The organism is Staphylococcus sp. HMSC13A10, from assembly GCF_001808005.1.
In the GTDB taxonomy this organism is placed as follows: domain Bacteria; phylum Bacillota; class Bacilli; order Staphylococcales; family Staphylococcaceae; genus Staphylococcus; species Staphylococcus pasteuri.
In genome coordinates, this window is the sequence record NZ_KV791863.1 from 46,414 (window position 1) to 71,862 (window position 25,449).

At 31.5% G+C, this 25,449-nt stretch carries 26 protein-coding genes and 1 pseudogene; 17 read left to right on the forward strand and 10 right to left on the reverse strand.

Annotation, left to right across the window (positions count from 1 at the left end; translation table 11 throughout):
* Nucleotides 1–162 precede the first annotated feature (162 nt).
* Both HMPREF3125_RS08275 and HMPREF3125_RS08280 read left to right on the forward strand, forming a co-directional pair.
* On the forward strand, nt 163–663 hold the full coding sequence (locus HMPREF3125_RS08275) for a DUF3278 domain-containing protein (protein WP_017636612.1): 501 nt from the start codon (nt 163–165) through the stop codon (nt 661–663).
* A 145-nt stretch (nt 664–808) separates the two neighbouring features.
* Entirely contained in the window at nt 809–1,495 is a 687-nt protein-coding gene (locus HMPREF3125_RS08280) for an epoxyqueuosine reductase QueH (protein WP_070453084.1), read from the forward strand.
* A gap of 52 nt (nt 1,496–1,547) precedes the next feature.
* On the opposite strand, the gene HMPREF3125_RS08285 is transcribed toward HMPREF3125_RS08280, so the two are convergent.
* Together HMPREF3125_RS08285 and HMPREF3125_RS08290 are read right to left on the reverse strand one after the other, a co-directional pair.
* Nucleotides 1,548–1,856, reverse strand: coding sequence for a hypothetical protein (locus tag HMPREF3125_RS08285; RefSeq protein ID WP_371106449.1), 309 nt, complete (start codon nt 1,854–1,856; stop codon nt 1,548–1,550).
* 119 nt (nt 1,857–1,975) lie between these two features.
* Nucleotides 1,976–3,043, reverse strand: coding sequence for a quinone-dependent dihydroorotate dehydrogenase (locus tag HMPREF3125_RS08290; protein WP_070453089.1), 1,068 nt, complete (start codon nt 3,041–3,043; stop codon nt 1,976–1,978).
* 237 nt (nt 3,044–3,280) lie between these two features.
* Here HMPREF3125_RS08290 and HMPREF3125_RS08295 point away from each other — a divergent pair, with 237 nt between their 5' ends.
* Nucleotides 3,281–4,138: a fructosamine kinase family protein gene (locus HMPREF3125_RS08295; RefSeq protein WP_070453090.1), complete on the forward strand. Its 858-nt coding sequence runs from the start codon at nt 3,281–3,283 to the stop codon at nt 4,136–4,138.
* 116 nt (nt 4,139–4,254) lie between these two features.
* On the opposite strand, the gene HMPREF3125_RS08300 is transcribed toward HMPREF3125_RS08295, so the two are convergent.
* The 4 genes from HMPREF3125_RS08300 to HMPREF3125_RS08315 all read right to left on the reverse strand — a co-directional run bounded on the left by HMPREF3125_RS08300 (nt 4,255) and on the right by HMPREF3125_RS08315 (nt 7,467).
* Nucleotides 4,255–5,088, reverse strand: coding sequence for an alpha/beta hydrolase (locus tag HMPREF3125_RS08300; RefSeq protein ID WP_070453091.1), 834 nt, complete (start codon nt 5,086–5,088; stop codon nt 4,255–4,257).
* Nucleotides 5,089–5,130: 42 nt separating this feature from the next.
* Nucleotides 5,131–6,132 carry an amidohydrolase family protein gene (locus HMPREF3125_RS08305; RefSeq protein WP_029055967.1) on the reverse strand — a complete coding sequence of 334 codons (1,002 nt, stop codon included), beginning with the start codon at nt 6,130–6,132 and terminating at the stop codon, nt 5,131–5,133.
* Nucleotides 6,133–6,206: 74 nt separating this feature from the next.
* Nucleotides 6,207–6,911, reverse strand: coding sequence for an SDR family NAD(P)-dependent oxidoreductase (locus HMPREF3125_RS08310; protein ID WP_070453096.1), 705 nt, complete (start codon nt 6,909–6,911; stop codon nt 6,207–6,209).
* Nucleotides 6,904–7,467, reverse strand: a complete 564-nt coding sequence (locus tag HMPREF3125_RS08315; RefSeq protein ID WP_017636604.1) for a TetR/AcrR family transcriptional regulator — start codon at nt 7,465–7,467, stop codon at nt 6,904–6,906. The genes HMPREF3125_RS08310 and HMPREF3125_RS08315 overlap by 8 nt, the downstream gene beginning before the upstream one ends.
* 126 nt (nt 7,468–7,593) lie before the next feature.
* On the opposite strand from HMPREF3125_RS08315, the gene HMPREF3125_RS08320 reads away from it, so the two are divergent.
* Genes HMPREF3125_RS08320 through HMPREF3125_RS08330 form a run of 3 tightly spaced genes read left to right on the forward strand, consistent with a single transcriptional unit; the run spans nt 7,594 to nt 9,156 of the window.
* Nucleotides 7,594–7,896, forward strand: coding sequence for a DUF2316 family protein (locus HMPREF3125_RS08320; RefSeq protein WP_029055970.1), 303 nt, complete (start codon nt 7,594–7,596; stop codon nt 7,894–7,896).
* 17 nt (nt 7,897–7,913) lie between these two features.
* Complete coding sequence (locus HMPREF3125_RS08325) at nt 7,914–8,729, forward strand: NmrA/HSCARG family protein (protein WP_017636602.1); 816 nt, start codon at nt 7,914–7,916, stop codon at nt 8,727–8,729.
* 49 nt (nt 8,730–8,778) lie between these two features.
* Entirely contained in the window at nt 8,779–9,156 is a 378-nt protein-coding gene (locus HMPREF3125_RS08330) for a VOC family protein (protein WP_070453098.1), read from the forward strand.
* 53 nt (nt 9,157–9,209) lie between these two features.
* On the opposite strand, the gene HMPREF3125_RS08335 is transcribed toward HMPREF3125_RS08330, so the two are convergent.
* From HMPREF3125_RS08335 to HMPREF3125_RS08345, 3 genes are all read right to left on the reverse strand, one after another.
* Nucleotides 9,210–9,446, reverse strand: a complete 237-nt coding sequence (locus tag HMPREF3125_RS08335) for a DUF896 domain-containing protein (protein WP_017636600.1) — start codon at nt 9,444–9,446, stop codon at nt 9,210–9,212.
* A 12-nt stretch (nt 9,447–9,458) separates the two neighbouring features.
* Nucleotides 9,459–10,412: an LLM class oxidoreductase gene (locus HMPREF3125_RS08340; protein WP_070453101.1), complete on the reverse strand. Its 954-nt coding sequence runs from the start codon at nt 10,410–10,412 to the stop codon at nt 9,459–9,461.
* A gap of 231 nt (nt 10,413–10,643) precedes the next feature.
* The gene (locus HMPREF3125_RS08345) at nt 10,644–11,210 is read right to left on the reverse strand and encodes a TetR/AcrR family transcriptional regulator (RefSeq protein ID WP_070453104.1); all 567 of its coding nucleotides are present in this window, start codon (nt 11,208–11,210) and stop codon (nt 10,644–10,646) included.
* Nucleotides 11,211–11,412: 202 nt separating this feature from the next.
* Between HMPREF3125_RS08345 and HMPREF3125_RS08350 the strand changes: the two genes are divergently transcribed.
* Nucleotides 11,413–12,786 (forward strand): amino acid permease, encoded by a 1,374-nt coding sequence (locus HMPREF3125_RS08350; protein ID WP_070453106.1) that lies wholly within the window; start codon nt 11,413–11,415, stop codon nt 12,784–12,786.
* Nucleotides 12,787–12,847: 61 nt separating this feature from the next.
* Here HMPREF3125_RS08350 and HMPREF3125_RS08355 read toward each other — a convergent pair whose 3' ends face one another.
* Nucleotides 12,848–13,207, reverse strand: coding sequence for a DUF488 domain-containing protein (locus HMPREF3125_RS08355; protein WP_029055975.1), 360 nt, complete (start codon nt 13,205–13,207; stop codon nt 12,848–12,850).
* A 269-nt stretch (nt 13,208–13,476) separates the two neighbouring features.
* Between HMPREF3125_RS08355 and HMPREF3125_RS08360 the strand changes: the two are divergent.
* The 10 genes and pseudogenes from HMPREF3125_RS08360 to HMPREF3125_RS08405 all read left to right on the forward strand — a co-directional run bounded on the left by HMPREF3125_RS08360 (nt 13,477) and on the right by HMPREF3125_RS08405 (nt 25,411).
* A pseudogene (locus tag HMPREF3125_RS08360) lies at nt 13,477–14,536 on the forward strand (PTS transporter subunit IIC).
* Nucleotides 14,537–14,635: 99 nt separating this feature from the next.
* Entirely contained in the window at nt 14,636–16,060 is a 1,425-nt protein-coding gene (locus HMPREF3125_RS08365; RefSeq protein ID WP_070453108.1) for a phosphate--AMP phosphotransferase, read from the forward strand.
* A 459-nt stretch (nt 16,061–16,519) separates the two neighbouring features.
* On the forward strand, nt 16,520–17,296 hold the full coding sequence (locus HMPREF3125_RS08370; RefSeq protein ID WP_070453111.1) for an aggregation-promoting factor C-terminal-like domain-containing protein: 777 nt from the start codon (nt 16,520–16,522) through the stop codon (nt 17,294–17,296).
* A 220-nt stretch (nt 17,297–17,516) separates the two neighbouring features.
* Complete coding sequence (locus HMPREF3125_RS08375) at nt 17,517–18,008, forward strand: glycosyl-4,4'-diaponeurosporenoate acyltransferase CrtO family protein (RefSeq protein ID WP_315941484.1); 492 nt, start codon at nt 17,517–17,519, stop codon at nt 18,006–18,008.
* Between the two features lie 4 nt (nt 18,009–18,012).
* On the forward strand, nt 18,013–19,515 hold the full coding sequence (locus tag HMPREF3125_RS08380) for a phytoene desaturase family protein (RefSeq protein ID WP_070453115.1): 1,503 nt from the start codon (nt 18,013–18,015) through the stop codon (nt 19,513–19,515).
* Nucleotides 19,515–20,660 (forward strand): glycosyltransferase family A protein, encoded by a 1,146-nt coding sequence (locus HMPREF3125_RS08385; RefSeq protein WP_070453119.1) that lies wholly within the window; start codon nt 19,515–19,517, stop codon nt 20,658–20,660. The genes HMPREF3125_RS08380 and HMPREF3125_RS08385 overlap by 1 nt, the downstream gene beginning before the upstream one ends.
* A 34-nt stretch (nt 20,661–20,694) precedes the next feature.
* A complete protein-coding gene (locus HMPREF3125_RS08390) occupies nt 20,695–21,558 on the forward strand; it encodes a phytoene/squalene synthase family protein (protein WP_070453121.1) in 864 nt (287 codons plus the stop codon).
* Nucleotides 21,559–21,570: 12 nt separating this feature from the next.
* Nucleotides 21,571–23,076 carry a phytoene desaturase family protein gene (locus HMPREF3125_RS08395; RefSeq protein WP_070453123.1) on the forward strand — a complete coding sequence of 502 codons (1,506 nt, stop codon included), beginning with the start codon at nt 21,571–21,573 and terminating at the stop codon, nt 23,074–23,076.
* A 163-nt stretch (nt 23,077–23,239) separates the two neighbouring features.
* On the forward strand, nt 23,240–24,394 hold the full coding sequence (locus HMPREF3125_RS08400; protein WP_176745288.1) for an aminotransferase class I/II-fold pyridoxal phosphate-dependent enzyme: 1,155 nt from the start codon (nt 23,240–23,242) through the stop codon (nt 24,392–24,394).
* A gap of 18 nt (nt 24,395–24,412) precedes the next feature.
* Nucleotides 24,413–25,411: a D-lactate dehydrogenase gene (locus HMPREF3125_RS08405; RefSeq protein ID WP_070453126.1), complete on the forward strand. Its 999-nt coding sequence runs from the start codon at nt 24,413–24,415 to the stop codon at nt 25,409–25,411.
* The last annotated feature ends 38 nt before the right edge of the window (nt 25,412–25,449 follow it).

The window sequence follows — 25,449 nt, forward strand, 5'->3', positions numbered from 1 at the left end:
AAACTGCTCCTTAGTCTTTTATATTATATTGCTAACAACATCATACAATGTTCTATGTTAAATGAATACAATTAAGTACTAATGTCATTTATATTTGACATTAATACATGTGTCATATATATTAGACATATACTAAAATTACTAGTTGAAAGGGGTATTCATATGAGTCAGTTGAATGAAAAGTTATTAAATTGGATTACTAATACATCAACTGAAAAAGATGAAAGGGAGAGAACACTTTTAAATCAAAAATTGGCTACTACATTTATAATTACTTATATTGGTATGCCTATTTTGTTACTGTCTAACCTAATCATTGATGCGTATCACCAAACAATTTCATTAAATACAATATTACTATTCATTTTCTTTTTTATAATTAATGGCGTATTGTTATATAAAACAAAATCTGATGAACTAAATAAAGATAAAGTTTATTCACCAGAAGAATATAAAAAATTAGTGAATAAATATCGAATTAAAAGTGTGATTTTGATGCTTTACTTCGGAAGTGCTATGTTTCTCTTAGGTTTAATCATAAAATATTTACAGCATACAAGTATTCAATGGGGTATGGAAATTATTACTGCCATTATTGCGGGTATTGTATTTGGTGGATTTATGTATGTTTATCAAGTAAATAAAATCATGAAAGAATATTAAACTTAATATTGAATTAAATAAAATAAAAGTAATTCCTCTGAGAACACTCTTTCATTATCGATTTATTGTATAATATTCATAAATTATATAATAAATAATGAAGGGAGTGTTTTCTTTTGATTGAAGCGGGCGACATTTTGAAAAAATGAAAAATCAAAAGGTAAACTATGACAAAGTGTTAAGGAAAATGATTCAACAATGGGAAAGGGAAAACGAGCGTCCTAAAATTTTATTACATAGCTGTTGTGCGCCATGTAGCACATATACTTTAGAATTTTTAACACAATATGCTGATATCGCTATTTATTTTGCCAATCCTAATATTCACCCTAAGAATGAATACTTAAGACGTGCCAAAGTACAAGAAATGTTTGTTCAAGATTTCAATGAAAAGACAGGTTCAAATGTGAAGTATATTGAAGCTGAATATAAACCACATGAATTTATGAAAATGGCTAAGGCTAAAGGGTTAACTGAGGAGCCTGAAGGTGGTCTAAGATGTACTGCTTGTTTTGAAATGAGACTTGAATTAGTAGCAGAAGCAGCTATTAAATATGGTTATGATTATTTTGGTAGTGCGATTACATTATCTCCTAAAAAGAATGCACAATTAATTAATCAATTAGGGATGGATGTGCAAAATGTATATAACGTTAAATATCTACTTAGTGATTTCAAGAAAAACAAAGGCTATGAACGTTCTATAGAAATGTGTAATGACTATAATATATTTAGACAATGTTATTGTGGATGTGTCTTTGCAGCAATGAAACAAGGTATTGACTTTAAACAAATCAATAAAGATGCAAGTGCATTTTTACAACAATTTTAAAAATACCCAGAGTTAAAAGGCGAGAGCCTTAACTCTGGGTATTCTAATAAAGTTAAATCATTTTATGAATGAAACGTATAATTGCCATAATGGCGATAACTAACATAGCAAGGAAAGAGAATAGTTTAAAGCGTTTATTTTCTTTCTTTACTTCTTTGTCATCATTTTCCATCATTTCTTGTAATTCGCGTTCAATTTCTAAATCAAGATCTGTTTTGCGATAACCATGTAGCCCTTTACGTTCATCTTCTTCGTTACTTTCAGCCTTGCTATTGTTATCGATATTATCTTGTTGCGTTGAATGATTCATATCTTTTTCTCTTGTTTCTTCTCGCACTTTAAGAATGCCTCCCATATTCATGACACATAACATTGAGTAAGTTTTAATTTATAACTATCTATGATTACTTTAATTTATATCCTATATAAAAGACCTATACAAAGTAAAGATATTATACTATTAACTGAATTATTAGTACGCTACTTTGCATCTAATCCAATAATATCACTAATATTTTGATAATCATTTTGTTTTAAATACTGAGCGATTTCTTTATTTATTTTCTTAGTTAGACCTGGACCTTCTATTACAAGAGATGAATAAATTTGTAGTAATGAAGCTCCATTACGTATCATTTTAATTGCGTCTTCAGAACTAAAGATGCCACCAGTACCAATAATTAGTAATTCTCCATTAGTTTCTTGGTATGCTAATTTAACTAATTTTAAATTACGTTCAAATAATGGACGACCACTTAACCCACCATCTTCAACACGATTGGCTGATGTTAAACCATCACGTTGACGTGTCGTATTCGCAAGAATAACACCGTCAAAATGTTCTTTAATAGTTGGTAAGAGTGATTTTAATCCATTTTCATCCATGTCGGAAGTAAGTTTTAAGAATATAGGTACATTAATTTCATTTTGTGCTTTGAATGTTTCTAAAGCACTACATAACATTGAAAATTCATCTTTGTCATGAAAATTTTGTAAGTTCTCAGTATTTGGAGAACTAATATTCACAGTGAAGAAATCCACGTCATTTTTAAATGTATCTATAACTTTAATGTAATCTTGGTAACGGTTATCATAGGAAGTCATTTTATTTACACCAACGTTAAGACCGATTGGCGTATGATAAGCATGACGTCGTAAGTTATTAAGTGCTTTATTCATTCCAATATTATTAAAGCCCATACGGTTAATTAAAGCATCGTCTTCTAATAATCTATACATACGAGGTTGAGGATTACCAGGTTGTGGTTTTGGCGTGATACCACCTAATTCTAATGCACCAAATCCAAGGTTTTCTAAAGCTTTAGGTACTTCACAAGATTTATCATAACCAGCGGCAAGTCCAATAGGATTTTCAAATGTGATACCATGGATATTTTGTGAAAGAATTGGGTTTTGATAGTCGAATAATTTTTTCATAATAGGTAATACATATGACTGTTTTTGTGTGATTTTTAGTGCATCAATTGTTAATCCGTGTGCTTTTTCAGGTTCGATTTTGAATAATAATGGTTTGATTAGTTTATACATATTAACGCTCCTAGTTCATTATATTTGAGGCTTACTATCCTCAATTTAATATATTTGAAACTTTTCCTTTTAATAGACTAGCACTTTCATATTAAATTTCCTAGTTAAATTATAAAAATTTAAAAAATAGTCGAACTTCTAAATAATGATTCATTCACATAGGTGACATACTTAAAGATTAAAAGTGATATATTTAGGAAATATAAGAAGTATTACAGATAAATGGAAGGTGAGATAATGGCAATAGATTGGAAAGAACAATTACCTCTAGATTATATTAAAGATATTACGCCTGTAAGTGGTGGGGATGTTAACGAAGCATTTAAAGTTACTACACAGCAAGACGACACATTTTTCTTATTAGTTCAACGAAATAGAAATGAATCTTTTTATGCTGCGGAGATTGCAGGTCTTAATGAATTTGAAAATGCTGGCATTACTGCACCAAAAGTTATCGCAAGTGGGGAAATTAATGACGATGCTTATTTATTATTAAGCTATTTAGAAGAAGGTACTAGTGGAAGCCAAAGAGAATTAGGTCAATTAGTTGCTAAAATGCATAGCCAACAACAAGAAGACGGTCAATTTGGTTTTCGATTACCTCATGAAGGTAGCGATATTTCATTTGAAAATACATGGACAAATTCATGGAAAGAATTATTTATAGAACAACGTATGGATCACATTAGAGATGAATTATTGCGCAAAGGATTATGGAATAAAGAAGATAATAAAGTATATGAACAGGTCAGAGAAGTAATGGTCAACGCCTTAGACAATCACCAAAGCAAGCCATCATTATTGCACGGTGATTTATGGGGTGGCAATTATATGTTCTTAACGGATGGTCAACCAGCTTTATTTGACCCAGCACCATTTTATGGCGATCGTGAATTTGATTTAGGTATTACGACAGTATTTGGTGGGTTTACACAAGAATTTTATGATGAATATGAAAAGCATTACCCATTAGCTAAAGGCGCATATGAGCGTTTAGAGTTTTATAGATTATATTTACTTATGATTCATTTATTAAAATTTGGCGGTATGTATGAAGGTAGTGTTAATAGCTCCATGGAAACAATATTAGGATAAAGAAAAAACACGCGTTGAGAAGGTAAATCTCAACGCGTGTTTCTCTATATATTCGACGCTACGTATAAATACATAACATTTTATAACTAGATATTGTCTTTAGTTTAAGAATAATTTTAGTTATTCCACATTTTTAATAATACTTCTGCAAAGCCTTCAGGTTTTTGAACGTAACCTAAGTGACCGCCTGGAATATCAACAATTGGTAAACCAATTTGTTCATTGATATAGAAGTTCACATCTTGTGGGAATGAACCTTTAGAGTCAGTACCATTTAATAAAGTAATTTTATCTTCATGTTTTTTGAAATCGTCTAAAGTAATATCAGAATGTGTATATGGACGGATTTCATATTCTACCCAGAACATTGAACGTTGATATTGCTCTTTTTTAGCTTCTTCTGATTCAGGTTGAGCAGTCATCATTTTAGCATCAATAGGTGCAATTTTTAATGATTCAGCAAAGTCTTTCATACCAACTTCTAAACCTTCAGTTAATACTTTGTTTACGATATCATCATTTTTGTCTTTCCAATATTTACTATCAGGTAAGAATGTGTTGATAGGTGGTTCATGGAAAGCAATTTGTTTAACGATTTCTGGATAATCTTTTAATACGTGCATAGCAACGATTGAACCAGAGCTTGAACCTAATACATATACTGGCTCATCACTTAATGATTGTGCAAGTTCTGCAATATCTTTAGCATCACGTTTTACACGATAATCATCATCTGGGTTAGCAGCTGATTCAGGTAGTGGCTCTGTTAATTCACTTTCACCATAGTCACGACGATCGACTGCTACAACTGTAAAATGATCTTTAAGTTGTTGAGCAAGTGGCATAAAGATATCACCAGTACCATTAGCTCCTGGAATGTAAATTAATACAGGTCCTTGTCCGATTTGATGATAGCGTAATTTAGCACCTTTTAGTTCTATAGTATTCATATAAAATACTTCCATTTATTATTAACAATGATTATTGGAATATTATTCTAATCCTAATAATTTAGCACCATTTGTATAACTTACTTTCTCTTTTTCTTCGTCAGTTAAACCTAATTCATCTAAAAATACGCCTAAACGTTCAGGTTCGATATATGGGTAGTCAGCAGCATAAAGGATACGGTCGATGCCCATTTCTTTTTTAACTAAATCAAATTGAGGTTTAGTTAACATACCACTTGGTGTTACATAGAAATTATTTTTGAAATAATGACTAACTGGTTGTTGTAAATGATCTGCAAATAATGTGTCATCCATACGTTCTAAGAAGAATGGAACGAATTCTCCCCAGTGTCCAATAATCATATTTAAGTTAGGATAACGATCGAAAACACCAGATAGTACAAGATGAATAGCATGGATACCTACATCAACATGCCAACCATAACCGAAACAAGCAAATGTTGCAGCAGTTACTTCTGGATAATTACCTTTATAATATGCTTGATATACATCGCTATTAACAGGAGCTGGATGTAAGTAAATTGGTACATTTAAAGCTTCAGCTGTTGCAAAAATGCCATCATATTTGTCTTGATCTAAGAAGCCGTCTTTAGGGCGTCCCATAATAAGCGCACCTTTGAAACCTAATTCATTGATACAACGTTTAAATTCTTCAACAGCTGCTTCAGGTTCGTTAATAGGTAATGTAGCAAAACCGACAAAACGGTCTGGATATTCTTTAACATATTCAGCTAAAGTGTCATTAGCTTTTTTACAAAGGTCAATTGCTTGTTGTCCTTCTAAGTTAGAAGGTGCGCCGTTACCATATGATAAAACTTGCATTTGAACATTTTGTTCATCCATAAATTTGATACGTTTATCATGGTATTTAATTTCATCAGCATCAGTGAAACCAGACTTTTGTTCTAAACCTTCAAGCATTGTTTTCATTGGTACGCCATTAGGATCAGCAGATGCTGCTTTCATTGTTTCTTTTTGAATCTCATCGATGACATAGTGTTCTTCAAAAGTAATACTTTTCATTATAAAATCCTCCAATAGAATGTATGTTATTTACATCATTTGTTATAAAGTTTTTAGTTCTAACTTTCAAAAGTTTACCAAGGCATTTTGCCATCAGCATTAATAAATGTGCCAGTTGGTCCATCCGCATCAATTGTTGCTAACTCTACAATTGGTTTAATACCTTCTGTTGCTGGTTTAGCATTGTTACTAAAATCGCCAACTAAGTCAGTATTAGTAGAACCAGGATCTGCAGCATTGATTTGCATATTTGGTAAACCTTTAGCATATTGAACAGTTAACATAGTTACTGCAGATTTAGATGAACAATATGCTAATGAATTAGCATGATATTCTTGAGTATTTGGATTAGTGACCATACCAAATGAACCAAGACCACTTGTGACATTAACGACAACTGGTTGTTCAGATTGTTCTAATAATGGTACAAATGTATTCATCATTCTGACAATACCGAAGACATTTGTTTGATAAACTTTGTTCATATCTTCAACTGTAATATCAGCAGGTTTAGCAAATTGACCAGAGATACCTGCATTATTTACTAATACATCTAAACGGCCTTCCTGTTCTTTGATATAATCGAATGCTTTTTTAACTGATGTATCATCAGTGACATCTAATTGAACAAGTTGAGCGCCAATTTGTTGTGCTGCTTCTTGTCCACGGGATTCATCACGTGAACCGATATATACTTTATGACCTTGGTCGATAAGTGATTTAGCTGTTTCAAAGCCTAGTCCTTTATTTCCACCTGTAATTAATGTAATTTTAGCCATTTGTTGCCACCTCGTCTGTAATATATAGTTTGATTAAATAGTCTCTAATTGATTCGTTTGAAAGACCGCGCTTTTCTTTTTGTAATTCAAAAGAATTGGTAGATAAAGATTTAAGTAACATATCTACTTTAAATGTTGTCCATGGTGTACTTGTATTATTGCCAAGAACTTCATAATAAAACTTAAATAATTGTAAATAAATGTCGCTATTGTAAAAGTCATTTTTATCTGTTGTGTCTTCAATACAATGTAATAACTCACTATTATTAGATTTAAATGTTAAAAAGATGTCTAGTGAATCACTAAAAATCAGTTGTTTATCACTGTTCTTGTTTTTAACTTCATACATTTCGTTGATAATGTCAGTAAAGTCATGTGCAATGATAGTTGCACATAATGCACTTTTATCTTTGAAATGACGATACAATGTTCCCATTCCAATATTTAAGTCTTTTGCGATACGATTCATACTTACTTCTTGAACGCCATGTTGGTTAAAGAGTTCAATTGCTTTTTTCTCAATACGCTGTCGATTTTCTAGGGCGTCTTTACGCAAATACATCACCTTCTTAAAATAAGTTTGTTGACAAACGGACAACTATCCGTTTATTATAAAGCCTATCATATAAAAAGACAAATAAAAGAGATGTAGATGTTTTAATAAAAGGGAAGAGTGATGTAGATGTCATTAAATAAAGAACAAAGACAAATTACAGCTAAAGAATTACAAGAGCATTTTGATGAAACGACTTTGAGTTTGAAAAATATAGCAGATGAAATGAATATTTCAATTAATGAGGTATCTCATGTATTACAGATGAAAGCACCAAACAAATTGTTTGGAAATCATTTACATCAATTTATTCATTTAGTATGGGATATAAGAGATTTAATGAATGAAAATATATGGCATATGGGTAAATCACCTAAAGAATACACTTATTTAAAAGGTGAGAAGGAAGATTATTGGTTTTTACAACAGTAATAAAGGAGAGAAAATAAATGAAAAGTATTCTAGTTATTGGAGCTACAGGTAAACAAGGTAATGCAGTTGTAAGACAATTATTAACTGATGGTTGGCATGTACGTGCTTTAACTCGTAATAAACATAATGATAAATTAACTTCTATTGAAAGTGATCAACTTGAAATTTTTGAAGGTGATTTGAGTAATCAACAAAGCTTAGAAGAAGCAATGGAAGGACAATATGGATTATATAGTGTTCAACCAATCATTAAAGATGATATTGAGGAAGAATTAAGACAAGGAAAAATGATTATTAAATTAGCTGAAAAACAACATATTGAGTATGTTGTGTATAGTACAGCAGGCGGTGTAAATAGAGATAGAACAGGACCCCATTTTGAAGCGTTAGCTGAAATAGAAAATGAACTGAAAGCATCATCATTAAACTTCTCAATTATTAAACCATCATTCTTTATGGATAACTTCCTTAGAATTGCTAAGAAAGAAGACCAACAAATAACAATACCTGAGTTTATCAATCCTGAAGTTAAATTCGCAATGATTTCTTCAATTGATATTGCGAAAGTTGCTGCTAATTTATTTAAAAAAACAGAACAATATAATCATCAAGCCATCGAAATTGCGTCAGATGAATTAACTTTAAATGAAGTGGTTAAAACATTTGCAACTGTCACTGGTCTACCTACAGAAATTAAAGGTGAATTTGTGAGTGGTACAGCTGAAAGAAGTTGGTTAGAAGATAAAGGATATGTGGTTGATTTTGAATTAATGAATCAAATTAACCCTGATAAACTATCTCTAGCACAGTGGATTGAACATGTACAATTTTAAGTAGAAATATTGTTGCGATTTAAATTAACCAATTAAAGGAGCCGAATTTATGATTAAATCAATGTGGTTTAATTTGCATGTGAAAGATTTGAATAGAAGTGAAGCATTTTACCGAGCTTTAGGTTTTGAAATTAATCATAACCCAGAGATGTTAGATAAAATGGTAGGGATTAAAATAGGCAATACGATTGTTATTTTAATTGAAAATAATCACTTTGAAGCGGTTACTAAAGATACGGTAACTTCTAATGCGAATGAAACAATTATTTCGTTAGGTGTTAATACGAATGAAGAAGTATACCAACTTATCGAAAGCGTCGAATCAGCAGGAGGTACTATTTTAGAAAAACCTTGTGTTAAGCAAGGTTATTATGGTGCAATGTTTGCTGATCCAGATGGCCATAAATTCAATTTTTTAGTTTGTTAAATAACAAAGGCACTTAGTTTCCATTTGGAGACTGAGTGCCTTTTTAAATTTAGTTATTCATTTTCTTGAATGTTGCCATATTCTTTTCGCAAATCATAAACTTTGTCTGGTGTTACATCTTGACCAAGTGGATCAACGACTTTCATAGTTGAAAATGTATTTAACACTTGTCCTCTGATCATTTTTAAATAATCTTGTCTAAGCGCTTGTTGTTCTTGTTTTTCTTCTACACTCAATGTTTGTACTTTTTCTTTATTTGCTAATTCATTTATTCTGTTTAAAATTTCCATTATTAATTCCTCCTAAATTTGGTGAGTTGGAAAGTAGGGTACTATATACGTTCCAACTTCATTGATGATATCTTTTAGTTGTCTGTCTTTATTGATAAATCGTAATATTATATGGTTTGTACCTATTGTTTCGTATGCTTTTAAAATTTCAATTAACATTTTTCTACCTGTTCGATAGCCGCCTTTAATAGGTTTGACTGTCTCATTAGGATTACTAGATAAATCGACGAACAATATATTTATGAAAGGTTTAAAAATTTCATTATCTTTATGCCATTGTTCTACCAGTTGCTTTTGATCTTGAAAATGTTGAGCATAAAATATCCAACCATCCATATTTTGTTTAAGCCATTCTATAGATTGTTTTGAGTATCCAGTACCAAACATTGGAATAGCTTTATGTTTAGGTAAAACCTGTAAACCAGAATCTTCAATTAGTTCAAACATAGCATTTGAAATGTCAGGCGCATTTGATTGCCATAACTGTCGTAGTGATTTAATAGATGTACGATATCGTTCTGCTAGTTCATCTTCATTCACTTTAAAAGCTGGAAATTCAAACGATCGATCACCTGTAGCCATACCTAATAATAGTCTTTCGTGGGATAAAATATCGAGAGATGTAGCTGCCTTAGCTAAATGGAGGGGATGACGTAATGTAGCAACAATACTTGCTGTGCCAAGAGATATTTTGGAAGTATGGGCAGCTAAGTAAGTTAAAAATACAAATGGGTCGTAATTCTCGGTTACGTTACCTAAATATTTGCTATATAACGGATTGTCCCTTACAAATAGGCTTGAGTAATCCAACTCTTCAGCTAATTGAGCTAATTCAACTAATTCAACTTGTTCATCGATATTAATTTGTTTCTGTTTTGGCTGATCGAACGGAATAGATAATCCTAAAGTTAAATGCTTATCTTTGAATGTCCGCTTAAATCCCTCGTGATCCTCTATTGTTGTCATATCATACCCTCCAATCTTTTCAGTTTAACAACACATATTATCTATACAACATCTGTTGTTTAAATATAATATATACCTTAATCTAAAAAAGTGCAAACAACATGTTTATAAGATTGTCGTTTAACTAACATATTTTAAAATGTGTTGCTAAAAATAAAAAATCTATTCATAAATTAACGTTTTAGAACGATTTTTATGAATAGATATATAGGTGAACTTTGAATAAGAAAATTATAAATGCGCAACATGGTGAATAAGGTATGGAAGATTTTTCTCTATAAATACTTTAGCAGTTTGTTGACTTGTATTAAGCCAGTGTTTACATAAGCCACATAGACCAGCCGATAAGAAACTAGCACTGTTGACGAGGATGTCTCGTTCATGATTAGGGTAACTATTTTCTAACATAATCGTGAATATATCTTCTAATTCTTCATTAATACGTTGATGTGCTTGGTTACAAAATACGTCTTGATTTAACTTGCAAAAATTTTGAACATCTACCATATAATCACAGATAGTCATAAATAATTGTGAAAGCACTTGTTCATTTATAAAATCTGAAACCTTCAATGTATCGTTTAAATCTTTAAGAATGGTTACAGATAGTGAATAATCCAAAATATCATATTTATCAGTGAAATGGGCATAGAAAGTAGCTCTATTCACTGTTGCTTCGTCAGTAATATTTTTCACGGTTAATTGTGAGAATTGTTTTTCTCGGGATACGGTTTGAAATGCTTCAACTAATAGTCTTTTAGTACGTAAAACTCGTGGATCTATTTTAGTCGTATTCATCTTTTTACCTACCTAACATGTGTTGTATATCTTTATTAAATTATCTTGCTAAACTATCGTGATGTCAAAGTATTAAGCTAAATCATTTTTAATATTTGATTGTAATTTGAAAATGAGGGTATGTGTAACTTTATAGTAGAAATGAAAGATTATATTAAACAAAAAATTATAGTTAAGCAATGACCGGAATGGGGAGACAATAATGGCGGATAAATTGCAACGTGAGTTAAGTAATAGACATATTCAATTGATTGCTATTGGTGGTGCAATTGGAACAGGTTTATTTTTAGGAGCAGGTGAATCTATTCATTTGGCTGGTCCTTCAATTTTACTTACATATATTATAGTAGGTTTTGTATTATTTATGTTTATGCGTGCAATGGGAGAAATGTTATTATCTAATCTTGGTTTTAAATCATTTGCGGATATCGCCCATAAACATATAGGTCCATTGGCAGGATTTATTGTAGGTTGGACATATTGGTTAACATGGATTATTTCTGGTATGGCTGAAATTACAGCTGTAGCTAAATACGTAGATTACTGGTACCCGGCTATGCCGAACTGGTTAACGGCGTTATTTACATTACTAGTTCTCATGTCTTTAAATTTATTCAGCGCTAAATTATTTGGAGAATTGGAATTTTGGTTTGCTATTATTAAAGTTTTAACAATTTTAGCATTAATAATAGTAGGAATTGTTATGGTCATTTTTGCAATGAAGACGCCATACGGAACAGCTAGTGTATCTAATATTTGGAGTCATGGGGGTATATTCCCTTATGGTGCATCTGGCTTTTTCATGTCATTTCAAATGGCAATCTTTTCATTTATAGGTATTGAATTAATAGGAATCACAGCAGGTGAAACTAAGAATCCTCATAAAACAATTCCTCAAGCAATCAATAATGTACCTTATCGAATTTTGATTTTTTATATTGGTTCTTTAGCAGTTATTATGGCTGCGGTACCTTGGAATCAACTTAGTCCGTCAGATAGTCCGTATGTTAAATTATTTGGGTTAGTTGGTATTCCTTTTGCGGCAGGACTTATCAACTTTGTAGTATTAACTGCAGCAGCTTCAGCTTGTAATAGTGGCGTGTTTGCCAATAGTAGAACAATGTTTGGATTATCTCAACGTAAACAAGCACCTCCTATATTAGGAAAAACAAATAGAAATGGTGTGCCTTATTATGCGATTTTAGTAACATGTGGATTGTTAAGTATTTCTGTTGTACTTAATGCCATCTTTAAAGATGCAACGAAAGTATTTGTATATATTACAACAGTTTCTACAGTATTAAATATCGTAATTTGGTCTATTATTATGATTGCTTATATCGGTTATTTAAAACAAAATCCAGAGTTACATAAACAAAGTCAATACAAATTACCAGGCGGTAAGTGGATGGCTTATGGTATTGTTACATTCTTTGCATTTATATTTATTATTTTATTAATTAACAATAGTACAAGAATAGCAGTTATTATTGCGCCATTTTGGATGGGAATATTAGGTTTAATGTATTTGAGATATAAGAAAGAATCTAGAAAAGCAGAAATTGTAGATGAATAATTAAAACAAAAGCATTTAATGAGTTAATGAAAGGTAAACTCATTAAATGCTTTTTATTGATTTAGTTATTTTTTAGAAGTTTCATTAATACATTAGCGTGATTATATTGAGTATCCTTTGCGGCATATAATAAAATAACATCTTCCTTACTTGATGACACAAAGTCTTTAAGATATTCAAAAGCTTCTTGTTGTTCGCTATTTTCACGTAATTCTTTAGCATACTTTTCTGAAAACGCAGCATATAATTTAGGTTCATGATTAAACCATTTTCTTAATTCAGTAGTAGGGGCCACTTTTTTTAACCATTCGTCTAATTGTGCATCTTCTTTAGAAATACCTCTTGGCCAAACACGATCAACTAACACACGCTTACCTTTAGCAATTTGCTTATCATAGATGCGTTGACATTTAACAGTCATCGTATACATCTCCTCTTTTATTTGTATCTTTAGCATAACAATCATAATGGCATAAAGATGTTAAAAAATGATGAAAATTTAAAATAATTATCTGAAAATTCTAAATAATATGGTATAATACTAGCTATAGTCTTAATTGGCCCAACTTTACACAACAAATGATTGCATCAACGAATACCAACACACCTTAGATTTCATCATGTGTATAGTTAGTTCAATTAAGGCTATTTGTCTTTTTTTATTGTAATAGATTATTGGAGGCGCTAGAAATGACAACATTGAGTAAAATAAGACCAAAAGATTTTATATTCAGAGTGTTATCTGGGGTAGCAGTAGGTATTGTAGCAGGTTTAGTACCTAATGCGATATTGGGAGAAATATTTAAATATTTGATGCAATATCATCCTATTTTTAAAACGTTGCTAGGTGTTGTTCAAGCAATCCAATTTACAGTACCGGCACTAGTAGGAGCGTTAATCGCTTTAAAATTTAATTTGACACCATTAGCTATGGCAGTAGTAGCAAGTGCTTCTTATGTTGGAAGTGGTGCTGCTCAATTTAAGAATGGTACATGGGTGATTGCTGGAATAGGAGATTTAATTAATACAATGATTACTGCATCTATTGCGGTATTGTTGATTTTGTTAATAGAACACCGTGTAGGTAGTATGGCTTTAATTGTATATCCAACAGTTGTCGGAGGTATTGCCGCAACAATTGGTGTATTGATCCTACCTTATGTACATATGATTACAACGGGAATAGGTAATATGGTAAATAGCTTTACTGAATTACAACCTGTTTTAATGAGTATGTTAATTTCAATGGTATTTAGTTTCATTATTATATCTCCGTTATCTACAGTGGCGATTGCAATTGCGATTGGTATTTCAGGTATAGCGGCTGGTTCAGCATCAATTGGAATAGCAGCTACAGAAAGAAGCGGTATTATTAATTGGAACAAGCCAAGTCAATAGAGCAGGAGTACCAATCTCTATTTTCTTTGGCGGTGTGAAAATGATGATGCCCAACATGGTACGTTATCCGATTATTATGTTACCTATATTAATCACAGCCGCCATTTCAGGTATTGCATCAGGAATTGTAGGAATAGCAGGCACAAAAGAATCGGCAGGATTTGGATTTATAGGGATGGTAGGACCTATTAATGCATTTAAATTTATGGGTGTTCATTCTGCTTGGTTGAGTTTATTACTTATCGTTGTTGCCTTCTTTATCGTTCCCTTTTTTATAGCATGGATTTTAGATATTCTATTTAGAAAGGTATTTAAAATTTATAGTAATGAAATATTTAAATTTTTAGCATAATAAGTAAAAAACAGGTTTCTTTTATTTAAAAGTAAGGGACCTGTTTTTTTATTATGCTATACTTTATAAAATTTCATTTTTAACCAAAGGGTGGGTATTATGAATAAAAAAATAGAAGAATTAAAATTGAAAGCAGCAAGTCTGACTCGCCAAACTCATGAATTAGGCATTCCAATTATGATTTTATTTGAAGGTATGCCGGCGTCAGGGAAGACACGTTTATCTAACGAACTATTACTGACTTTTGATGCAAAATACACACAATTCATCTCTACTAAGTTACCACAATATGAAGATTTAAGATATCAATTTTTACAAAAATATTGGAACACATTACCTCAAAAAGGACACATTAACATATATTTTAGAAGTTGGTATTCTCATTTCTTAGATTATAAAGAAAACGGTATTAAACAAGCATATTATAAAAAAAGTGAGAAACTAGTTAATCAAATCAAAAGTTTTGAAACAATGCTGCAAAATGACAATTATGAACTAATTAAGTTTTATATTGAAGTGAGCGAAGAAAAACGACAAGAACATATTCAACAAACTAAAGACAATCCATTAATGAAATGGAAAGTTCAAGAATATGAACAGGTCATCCCTAATGAAACGTATTTAGCAGAAATGAGAAAGTTCACACATAAAGATAACCAATGGGAAGTCATTGATTATACACAACGTGAAGTTGCATTTGAAAAAATGTACAAACATATAATAGAAAGATTAGAAAACGCGATTAAGAAATCAAATAGACAGCAAGCTAATAAAGACGGTGCATTTAGCAAAGATTTTTCGACTAATATGTTTGATGTTAAATTCGAGAAAATTTCTAAAAAAGAATATAAAGAGATGATTGAACCTTTACAAAAACGTATGAGAGAAATTCAATTTGCATTATATGAAAGAAAGATTCCACTTATTTTAACTTTCGAAGGAATGGATGCAGCTGGTAAAGGTGGTAATATTAAGCGAATTCGAGAAAAGTTAGATCCTACAGGTTATGAAGTAAATGGTATAAGTGCACCAACCGATGTTGAATTAGCTCATCATTACTTATGGCGCTTTGCTAAAGAAATGCCTAAAACAGGTCACATTGAAATATTCGATCGAAGTTGGTACGGCAGGGTGTTAGTAGAAAGAGTAGAAGGGTTTGCCGATAAAGAAGAATGGAAACGAGCTTATCATGAAATTAATGAATTTGAAAAAATGTGGACAGATGAAGGTGCGATTCTTTTAAAATTTTTCTTGTGTTTAGATAAAGATGAACAACTTAAGCGTTTTAAGGATAGGGAGCAAGATCCAAATAAACAATGGAAAATAACGGATGAAGATTGGCGTAATCGTGATAAATGGGATTTATATTTAGAAGCAACTCATGACATGATTAAACATACTGATACTAATTACGCACCTTGGTTCATTGTGCCTGCTGATCATAAGAAGACTGCAAGAGTTGAAGTGTTGAAATATATTATTAGACAATGTGAAAAAGTATTATGGGGCGTTAAAGATTATTAAACTAATTCGGATTTCAAAATAAATATAGTTTGTGTTTAGATGAAATGATTCAAATTAATGAAAAAGTTTGGATATTTCATCTATTTTTATGTTAAAACTAACCATTTTAAATTTTTAGAACTATTACAGTTATGTAACTAAAATGCAATCTGTAATATTACGACAAATGTAAAAGTTGAGCAAAACTCTTAAAAATCTAATGTAATATAAGGGTTTGTGATGAAATTTTAAACTAAAAAGTTTAAGTCTTTATATTACAAGGACGACATTTATATTTCAAAGTTACAAAACGAGGTTTAGTTTGTAATTTTTTGTAAGGAACGTGTAATATACAAAGCCGATTTTTATGGTATAGTGAATACCGTCGAAAGTTAAACAAAAACATTTTCAATATTGCACAACGAATTTAATACAAGAAAACATATAAAAACAAAAAACTTTTTGGAGGATTTTTCAATTATGAAGAAGACATTTATCGCATCAACATTAGCATTAACTTTAGGAGCAGCAGGTTACGCAGTATCAGGTCACGAAGCACACGCTTCAGAAACTACTAACGTAGATCAAGCACACTTAGTTGACTTAGCTCACAACCACCCAGAACAATTAAACGCTCAACCAATCCAAGCTGGCGCTTACGACATTCACTTTGTAAGTGGTGGATTCGAATATAACTTCACTTCAGACGGTACAAACTTCTCTTGGAACTACCAAGAAGTTGGTTCAAACGCTTCAACAACTCAAGCATCAGCTCAAACATCAAATACTGCAGCTCAATCAGCTGACTACACAACTTCTTATAACCAAGAAGCTAGTACTCAATCAGTAAGCTCTAACCAACAATCAAGCAACACTAACGTAGAAGCTGTTTCAGCTCCAACTACTTCTTCAAACAGTAGTTCAAGCCATAACTACAGCACTAAAACAACTTCATACTCAGCACCATCAACTTCAAGTGCTTCAACTTCAAGTGCTTCAACTGGTGGATCAACTAAAGCTCAATTCTTAGCTAATGGTGGTACTGAAGCTGCATGGAACGCTATCGTTATGCCTGAATCAGGTGGTAACCCTAACGCAGTTAACCCAGCTGGATACAGAGGTTTAGGTCAAACTAAAGAATCTTGGGGTTCAGGATCAGTAGCTAGCCAAACTAAAGGTATGCTTAACTATGCTAATAGCCGTTACGGTTCATTAAGCAGTGCAATTGCTTTCCGTCAAAGCCACGGATGGTGGTAGGATTCAGTTTATAACTGGAAAGAACTTCGAGTTATAAATGATTGAGAGGATGACTATGTCATCCTCTTTTTTTATGTCTTTTTTTATTTAGCTTATTAATTTTTTACAAAGTTTAATTAAAAATTTTAATTCATTTGGTGTTTAGAGTTTAAATAATGATAATGAGGGAACATGTTCTAAAACGTATGTTAATAGGTGATAAAATAGTGAAGGTGTTGTTATGTGTTTGAAATTTATTAAAAAGACCTTGAAATTAACTGTTTTACATAGTTTGTATTGGTTTTCGATTCAAATGACATTAGCACACTTTGGCACTAAAATACCTAATTCATTTTTTGAAAAAAATGGGCATATATTTCGTATATACTCTTGGGAAAATAATGGTAAATTTTGGAATAGAATTTTAAAAGTAAACCAATGGAAGTACTTGATACCTGAAGGAAGTAAATTAAATTCTCATATATATAATAAGAATTCAATAGAAGATTTAAATATTGAAACATTAAAACAACTTGATATTGAAATGAAAAGAGCAGAATTGATTCATTGGTTGTCTATAATACCAGTTATTATATTTGTGAAATCTTCTAGATACATACAAATAATCAATTTAATCTATGTATTATTTAGTCATATTCCTGTGATCTTAGTACAAAGATATAATCGTCCAACATTAGAAAAGTTAATTCGTTTAATTTATAAAAGAGGTTAAATACATGACTGAAAATACTAAAGTGGTTGTTATTGGTGGTGGATTAGGTGGTATATCTGCTGCAATTAGAATGGCACAAAGTGGCTATGAAGTATCATTATTCGAACAAAATGAACATATAGGAGGTAAAGTCAATCGCCTTGAAACGAAAGGGTTTGGTTTTGATTTAGGACCTTCTATATTAACTATGCCTCAAATTTTTGAACGTTTATTCGAATATAGTAATAAACATATGAAAGATTATGTAACAATTGAAAGATTACCATTACAATGGCGAAGTTTCTTTACAGATGGTACATATATAGATTTATATGAAGGAATAGAACAAACATTTTCAAATAATGACCAACTATCTTTGACTGATAAAGAAGAGTTACAAAATTATTTAGAGTATACACGACGTATACAGCGCATTACAGAAAAAGGCTATTTTAATAAAGGGTTAGACAAATTAAAAGATATTATAAAATATCATGGGCCTTTACGTTCTTTAAAAGAGTTTGATTATTTTTCTACTATGCAACAAGCAATAAATCAACGTGTTAGTAATCCTAAATTAAGAGATATGTTAGGTTACTTTATCAAATATGTAGGTTCATCTTCTTATCATGCACCAGCAGTATTATCAATGCTATTTAATATGCAACAAGAACAAGGTCTATGGTATGTTCAGGGCGGTATACATCGACTCGCTCAAGCATTGGAACAACTTGCTATAGAAGAAGGGGTTCAAATTCACACTAGTGTATCTGTTAAAAATATAAAAACCTATCATGACGACGTAGTAGGGGTTAGATTAGCAGATGGTAGATTTTTTGAAGCTGACTATATTATCTCTAATATGGAAGTTATTCCTACATATAGAGAATTATTACATTTTAATCAAAAACGTATTGATAAATTAGAAGGCGTATACGAACCGGCTAGTTCTGGATTTGTAATGCATTTGGGTGTCAGTAAATCTTATCCTCAGCTACGACATCATAATTTTTTCTTTTCCAGTAATTCAAAAAGAAATTATGAAGAAGTATTTGATCAAAAAATATTACCCCAAGACCCAACGATTTATTTAGTAAATACGAATAAAACTGACTCAACTCAAGCACCTAATGGTTATGAAAATATAAAAGTTTTACCACATATCCCATATATTCAAGATAAACCTTTTAAAAAAGAAGAGTATCAAATATTTAGAAACATCGTATTAGATAAATTAGAACGTATGGGACTAACTGATTTAAGACAGCATATTATATATGAAGATTATTGGTTACCTGAAGATATTGAGCAACATTACCGTTCTAATAGAGGAGCAATATATGGTGTTGTAGCAGATAAAAAGAAAAATAAAGGTTTCAAATTCCCTAAATATAGCCAATATTTTAATAACTTGTACTTTGTTGGTGGTTCCGTCAACCCAGGAGGCGGTATGCCTATGGTTACTTTAAGCGGACAACAAGTAGCAGATATGATTAATCTGCGCGAAGGAACTAAAGGAGAAAAATAGTGAGAATGATTCAATATATTATTACTGTTTTTACAACGTTATCAATAGTGTGTGGTCATTTTATATATAATCATAGATATAGATTGAACCATCAGAAAACAAATAATAGCCATGATTTGAAAGAAATAAATGGAAGTAATCCAATCATAACTATTATTATTCCTGCTAGAAACGAAGCTCATAGATTACCACAATTACTGGAAACCTTATTAACGCAAACTGGAAATTTTAAAGTGATTGTCATGGATGATGGTTCTACAGATGACACAGTCAACGTTGCAAAAGCATATCAAGTTGAGGTTCATCAAGTTCAATATTCCATTGAAGATAAATGGCGTGGTAAATCGCGTGTATGTTATGAAGGAATGAAGTATTGTAATAGTAAATTAGTAATGTTTGTGGATGCAGATGTAGTATTTGAAAATAACGAAGTCATTGAGAAACTTATTCATACTTATCATCATCAAGACGATAAAGGGTTACTAAGTGTTCAACCTTATCATAAAACACGTAACACCTATGAAAATTTATCAGCAATTTTTAATTTAATGACTGTAGTAGGTATGAATCACTTCTCATCTTTAAAGAAACAGAAGGACAATAATATAGCATTTGGGCCAATATTGTTAACTAACATAGATGACTATTTAGCTACTAATGGGCATCTGAATGCAGAACACAGTATTATTGAAGGCTTTGCACTTGGCCAAGCTTATCAACAACTCAATTTACCTGTCACACTTTATGAAGGAAAAGGCAACATTCATTTTAGAATGTACGAAGAGGGGTTGAATGCATTAGTTAAAGGTTGGACCAAGCATTTATCTGTAGGTGCTAATCAGACAGAGTCACGCATAATGTTTGCTATAATGATTTGGCTATTTGGTTCTATAATGACTAGTTTAGGAATAATATTTAGTTATATTTATAAACCTATTTCAAAATTTAAAATGTTAACGCTATACTTTATCTATACAATTCAGTTTATTCAATTGCATCGACGTGTTGGTAATTTTTCTAGGATATTGTTATGTTTACATCCATTACTATTTTTATTTTTCTGTAGTATTTTTGGGAAATCATTGTGGCATACATATATTTTGAAAAAGGTTGAATGGAAAGGTAGACACTTTGACATTCATTAAAGTGAATAGTATTAAAGCAACAGGAGGTCAAATAATGACAACGATTAATGAAAGTTATAAATATTGCCATCAAATTATGAAAAAGTATTCTAAAAGTTTTTCTTATGCGTTTGATTTATTACCTGAACATGAGAGGCGTGCGATATGGGCAGTATATGCAGTATGCCGAATTATAGATGATAGTATTGATGAAGAACAAGACCCTGAAAAGTTACAAGCTATTAAAGAAGATATTCAATTAATTGAGGCACAAGAAGTTCAGTCAATTGATCAATTCAAAAGTGATGAGCTTATTATGTTAGCTTTTTTAGATGCGTCAAAACAATACAAAATGGAATATCAATCATTATATAATCTTATTCATGCTGTATCAGAAGATGAAGATTTTGAAATGTTTAAAGAAGATAAAGATTTGATGGGATATTGTTATGGTGTAGCTGGCACAGTAGGTGAAATATTGACACCTATTTTGACTGAACATCCTGTTGAAGAAACTTATGAAGTATCGAGACAATTAGGAGAAGCCTTACAATTAACTAATATTTTACGTGACGTTGGTGAAGATTTTGAAAAAGGTAGAATTTACTTTAGTCAATCAATGATTCATCAATTTGATGTAGATATAAAACATGTCTTCCATAATCAACCTACACAAAATTATATTCAATTATGGGAACATTACGCTCAAATTGCAGAAAAAGATTATCAATATACTTTAGATCATTTGGAAGTATATAAACCTGAAGCAAGACCAATTATAGAATTAGCAGCACTCATTTATAAAGGGATTATTGATGAAGCACGACAGCACGATTATTCATTACATCGTCGAGTTTATGTTTCTAGAATTAAAAAATTAAAAATATATAGACAGATTAAAAATAAATATCAAGAATAGGATGAATGCGAATTGAATATTGCTGTAATAGGTGCAGGTGTAACTGGATTAGCCTCGGCAGCTCGACTAGCCGCAAAAGGACATCAAGTCACACTATTTGAAAAGAATAATAAAATTGGTGGACGAATGAATCAATTTACGAAAGATGGTTTTACCTTTGATATGGGTCCCACTATTGTAATGGTGCCTGAAGTATACAAAGCAGTGTTTGAGGATTGCGGACAGCGTTTTGAAGATTACGTTGAAATGGAACAATTACGATACATTTATGACGTCTACTTTGATAAAGATGACAAAGTACGTGTACCTACTGATTTAGCTGAATTACATGATACGTTAGAACAGATTGAACCAGGAACAACACACGGATTTATGAAATTCTTAACTGATATTTATAAACGATATGAGGTTGCGAGAAAATACTTTTTAGAACGTACATACAGAAAACCATCTGACTTTTATAATATGACATCATTGATTCAAGGATATAAATTAAAAACATTGAATCATGCTGACAATCTAATTGGTCAATATGTAGATAATGAAAAAATTCAAAAATTACTAGCCTTTCAAATGTTATATATAGGAATAGATCCTAAACGAGGTCCATCATTATACTCTATCATACCGATGATTGAAATGATGTTTGGTGTTCATTTCATTAAAAGTGGAATGTACGGCATGGTTAAAGGATTACAAAAGTTAAACGAAGATTTAGGTGTCGATATTCAATGTAATGCAGATATTGAAGAAATTATTATAGATCCTAAATATAAGACAGCAGATGGTGTCAAAGTAAATGGTTTGGTCCAGCGTTTTGACAAAGTATTATGTACAGCTGACTTTCCTTATGCAGCACAAGAATTAATGCCTAAACATGCACCTATTAAAAAATACCCACCTCAAAAGATAGACAAATTAGATTACTCTTGCTCTGCTTTTCTAATGTATATTGGAATAGATAAAGATATTACAGAAGATGTGTTATTGCATAATGTCATATTTTCAAATCATTTCAGACAAAATATTGAAGAGATTTTTGGCGGTGATATATCAAAAGATCCTTCATTATATTTATATGTACCAAAAATAGGAGATCAATCATTAGCACCAGAAGGTCAAACAGGGCTATACGTTCTTATGCCAACGCCAGAACTTAAAACAGGAAAATTAGAGTGGGACAACGAAGATTTTATAAATGAAGTTAAAGATATTATTTATCGTAAACTGGAAACGATTCCTACATTAGAAAGTATTAAGGAACACGTGATATCAGAAACGATTTTCACTCCAGAAGATTTTGAAAGTAAATTTAATGCTAAATTCGGTACTGCATTCGGTTTAATGCCGACATTATCACAGAGTAATTACTTTAGACCACCTAATGTTTCTAAAGACTATCAAGATTTATACTTTGCAGGTGCAAGTACCCATCCGGGAGCAGGCGTACCTATCGTATTAACTAGTGCTAAAATTACAGTTGATGAAATACTTAAAGATATAGATAATCAGATTTAAATTAAAAGTTAGCGGAGTGTAATAACTCTGTTAGCTTTTTTTAATTGAATAATCTAAAAATTAAGAATATTGACAATATTTTAACGGTTGATAAAATGAATGTACTAATAGATGATTATAAAAATGGTTGAATAATGTATAGAGGGGGCGTTTTAAGTTGAAAATGTCGAATCGATTAGCGGCTATCCCTGAGAGTTATTTTGGAAAAACAATGGGACGAAAAATTGAACATGGACCATTACCATTAATCAACATGGCTGTTGGTATTCCAGATGGAGAAACACCACAAGGTATTATTAACCACTTTGCTGAAGCATTAAAAATACCTGAAAATCAAAAATACGGTGCCTTTCACGGTAAAGATACTTTTAAACAAGCTATTGTAGATTTTTATCTTAGACACTACGGGATCGAATTAGATAAAGATGAAGAAGTATGTATACTATATGGTACAAAAAATGGGTTAGTTGCATTACCAACATGTCTAGCAAATCCAGGTGACAACGTCTTATTACCAGATCCAGGATATACGGATTATTTGGCAGGTGTGATGCTAGCTAACGCTAACCCAGTTCCATTAAATTTAGAACCGCCGTATTATTTACCAAATTGGGATGAAGTGGATGCAGAAATATTAGAAAAAACAAAGTTAGTTTATTTAACCTATCCTAATAATCCTACAGGTTCAACTGCTACGAAAGCAGTGTTTGATGAAGCAATACAAAAATTTAAACATACAGATACCAAAATCATTCATGATTTTGCATACAGCGCATTTGGTTTTGATGCTAAAAATCCAAGTATTTTATCTTCAGAAAATGGAAAGGATGTAGCAGTAGAAATCTTCTCATTATCTAAAGGATACAATATGTCAGGATTTAGAGTTGGTTTCGCAGTAGGTAATCGTGACATGATTCAAGCTTTGAAAAAATATCAAACACATACAAATGCTGGTATGTTTGGAGCGTTACAAGACGCAGCTACTTATGCATTAAATCATTATGATGACTTTTTAGAAGAACAAAATGCCACATTTAAACGAAGACGAGATATCTTTGAGAGTAAATTAGAGGAAGCGGGAATACCATTTATTCATTCAACAGTAGGCATTTATTGCTGGTTGAAGACCCCACCTCAATACGATAGTGAAGCGTTTGAACAGATGTTATTAAAAGAACAATCAATTTTAGTCGCACCTGGTATACCATTTGGTGATAACGGAAAGTATTATGTCAGACTTTCATTAGCATTATCTGAGGAACAACTTGCAACTGCAGCAGAGCGGTTATCAACCTTAGCTGATTTATATAAAAAATAAGGAATAGGGGATGTTAGTATGACTAAAATTAAAATCATGAGTGTACGAGATGAAGATATTGTCTATATTGAAGATTGGGCAAAGAAAAATAATGTTGAATATGAACTATCACGTCATCCTTTAACAGACGATAATATAGATGAAGTAGAAGGATTTGATGGACTATCACTTTCACAACAAATACCTATCTCTGAAGAAGTATTTGCGAAGTTAAAATCATTTGGTATTAAGCAAATCGCTCAAAGAAGTGCGGGGTTTGATACATATGATTTAGAATTAGCATCAAAGTATGGCATCGTTGTTTCCAATGTGCCGTCATACTCACCAAGCTCAATTGCTGAATTTGCAGTGACGCAAGCAATTAATATAGTTAGAAACTTTAATGCGATTCAAAATAAAATGAAAGTACATGATTTTAGATGGGAACCTTCGATATTATCAAAATCAATAAGTGAATTAAAAGTAGCAGTAATTGGAACAGGTAGAATTGGAAGTATTGTTGCCAAGATTTTTGCACAAGGATATGATTGTGAAGTTGTAGCGTATGATCCGTTTCCAAATGAAGTTAGTGAAGAATATGTAACTTATCAACCTACATTACAAGAAGCAATTGAAGGTGCAGATATAGTGACATTGCATGTGCCTGCTACAAAATACAACCACCATTTATTTGATAAACACATATTTTCTCATTTTAAAAAAGGAGCTGTATTTGTAAACTGTGCTAGAGGCTCATTAGTAGATACCAATGCATTATTATCTAGTATAGATAGTGGACAAATCAAAGGAGCTGCTTTAGATACGTATGAATTTGAACGTGGATTATTCCCTAGTGATCAACGTGAACAACAGTTTAATGATCAATTATTGCAACAATTAATTGATAGAGAAGATATCATTATTACGCCGCATATTGCATTTTATACAGATGCTGCAGTAAAAAATTTAATCGTTGATGCATTAGATGCAACATTAGAAGTACTACAAACTGGAACAACACACTTGCGAGTAAATTAAAAATGGGGGGATTGAGACATAAACCCCAAAATAAAAGC

Bases quoted from the DNA above. Each gene is read 5' to 3' on its own strand.
- HMPREF3125_RS08405 (WP_070453126.1), top strand. From the start codon at position 24,413: ATGACTAAAATTAAAATCATGAGTGTACGAGATGAAGATATTGTCTAT.
- HMPREF3125_RS08340 (WP_070453101.1), bottom strand. From the start codon at position 10,412: ATGACAACAATAGAGGATCACGAGGGATTTAAGCGGACATTCAAAGAT.
- HMPREF3125_RS08400 (WP_176745288.1), top strand. From the start codon at position 23,240: ATGTCGAATCGATTAGCGGCTATCCCTGAGAGTTATTTTGGAAAAACA.
- HMPREF3125_RS08350 (WP_070453106.1), top strand. From the start codon at position 11,413: ATGGCGGATAAATTGCAACGTGAGTTAAGTAATAGACATATTCAATTG.
- HMPREF3125_RS08280 (WP_070453084.1), top strand. From the start codon at position 809: ATGAAAAATCAAAAGGTAAACTATGACAAAGTGTTAAGGAAAATGATT.
- HMPREF3125_RS08365 (WP_070453108.1), top strand. From the start codon at position 14,636: ATGAATAAAAAAATAGAAGAATTAAAATTGAAAGCAGCAAGTCTGACT.
- HMPREF3125_RS08380 (WP_070453115.1), top strand. From the start codon at position 18,013: ATGACTGAAAATACTAAAGTGGTTGTTATTGGTGGTGGATTAGGTGGT.
- HMPREF3125_RS08275 (WP_017636612.1), top strand. From the start codon at position 163: ATGAGTCAGTTGAATGAAAAGTTATTAAATTGGATTACTAATACATCA.
- HMPREF3125_RS08330 (WP_070453098.1), top strand. From the start codon at position 8,779: ATGATTAAATCAATGTGGTTTAATTTGCATGTGAAAGATTTGAATAGA.
- HMPREF3125_RS08300 (WP_070453091.1), bottom strand. From the start codon at position 5,088: ATGAATACTATAGAACTAAAAGGTGCTAAATTACGCTATCATCAAATC.
- HMPREF3125_RS08390 (WP_070453121.1), top strand. From the start codon at position 20,695: ATGACAACGATTAATGAAAGTTATAAATATTGCCATCAAATTATGAAA.
- HMPREF3125_RS08345 (WP_070453104.1), bottom strand. From the start codon at position 11,210: ATGAATACGACTAAAATAGATCCACGAGTTTTACGTACTAAAAGACTA.
- HMPREF3125_RS08310 (WP_070453096.1), bottom strand. From the start codon at position 6,911: ATGGCTAAAATTACATTAATTACAGGTGGAAATAAAGGACTAGGCTTT.
- HMPREF3125_RS08290 (WP_070453089.1), bottom strand. From the start codon at position 3,043: ATGTATAAACTAATCAAACCATTATTATTCAAAATCGAACCTGAAAAA.
- HMPREF3125_RS08375 (WP_315941484.1), top strand. From the start codon at position 17,517: ATGTGTTTGAAATTTATTAAAAAGACCTTGAAATTAACTGTTTTACAT.
- HMPREF3125_RS08285 (WP_371106449.1), bottom strand. From the start codon at position 1,856: ATGAATATGGGAGGCATTCTTAAAGTGCGAGAAGAAACAAGAGAAAAA.
- HMPREF3125_RS08325 (WP_017636602.1), top strand. From the start codon at position 7,914: ATGAAAAGTATTCTAGTTATTGGAGCTACAGGTAAACAAGGTAATGCA.
- HMPREF3125_RS08295 (WP_070453090.1), top strand. From the start codon at position 3,281: ATGGCAATAGATTGGAAAGAACAATTACCTCTAGATTATATTAAAGAT.
- HMPREF3125_RS08335 (WP_017636600.1), bottom strand. From the start codon at position 9,446: ATGGAAATTTTAAACAGAATAAATGAATTAGCAAATAAAGAAAAAGTA.
- HMPREF3125_RS08355 (WP_029055975.1), bottom strand. From the start codon at position 13,207: ATGACTGTTAAATGTCAACGCATCTATGATAAGCAAATTGCTAAAGGT.
- HMPREF3125_RS08305 (WP_029055967.1), bottom strand. From the start codon at position 6,132: ATGAAAAGTATTACTTTTGAAGAACACTATGTCATCGATGAGATTCAA.
- HMPREF3125_RS08370 (WP_070453111.1), top strand. From the start codon at position 16,520: ATGAAGAAGACATTTATCGCATCAACATTAGCATTAACTTTAGGAGCA.
- HMPREF3125_RS08320 (WP_029055970.1), top strand. From the start codon at position 7,594: ATGTCATTAAATAAAGAACAAAGACAAATTACAGCTAAAGAATTACAA.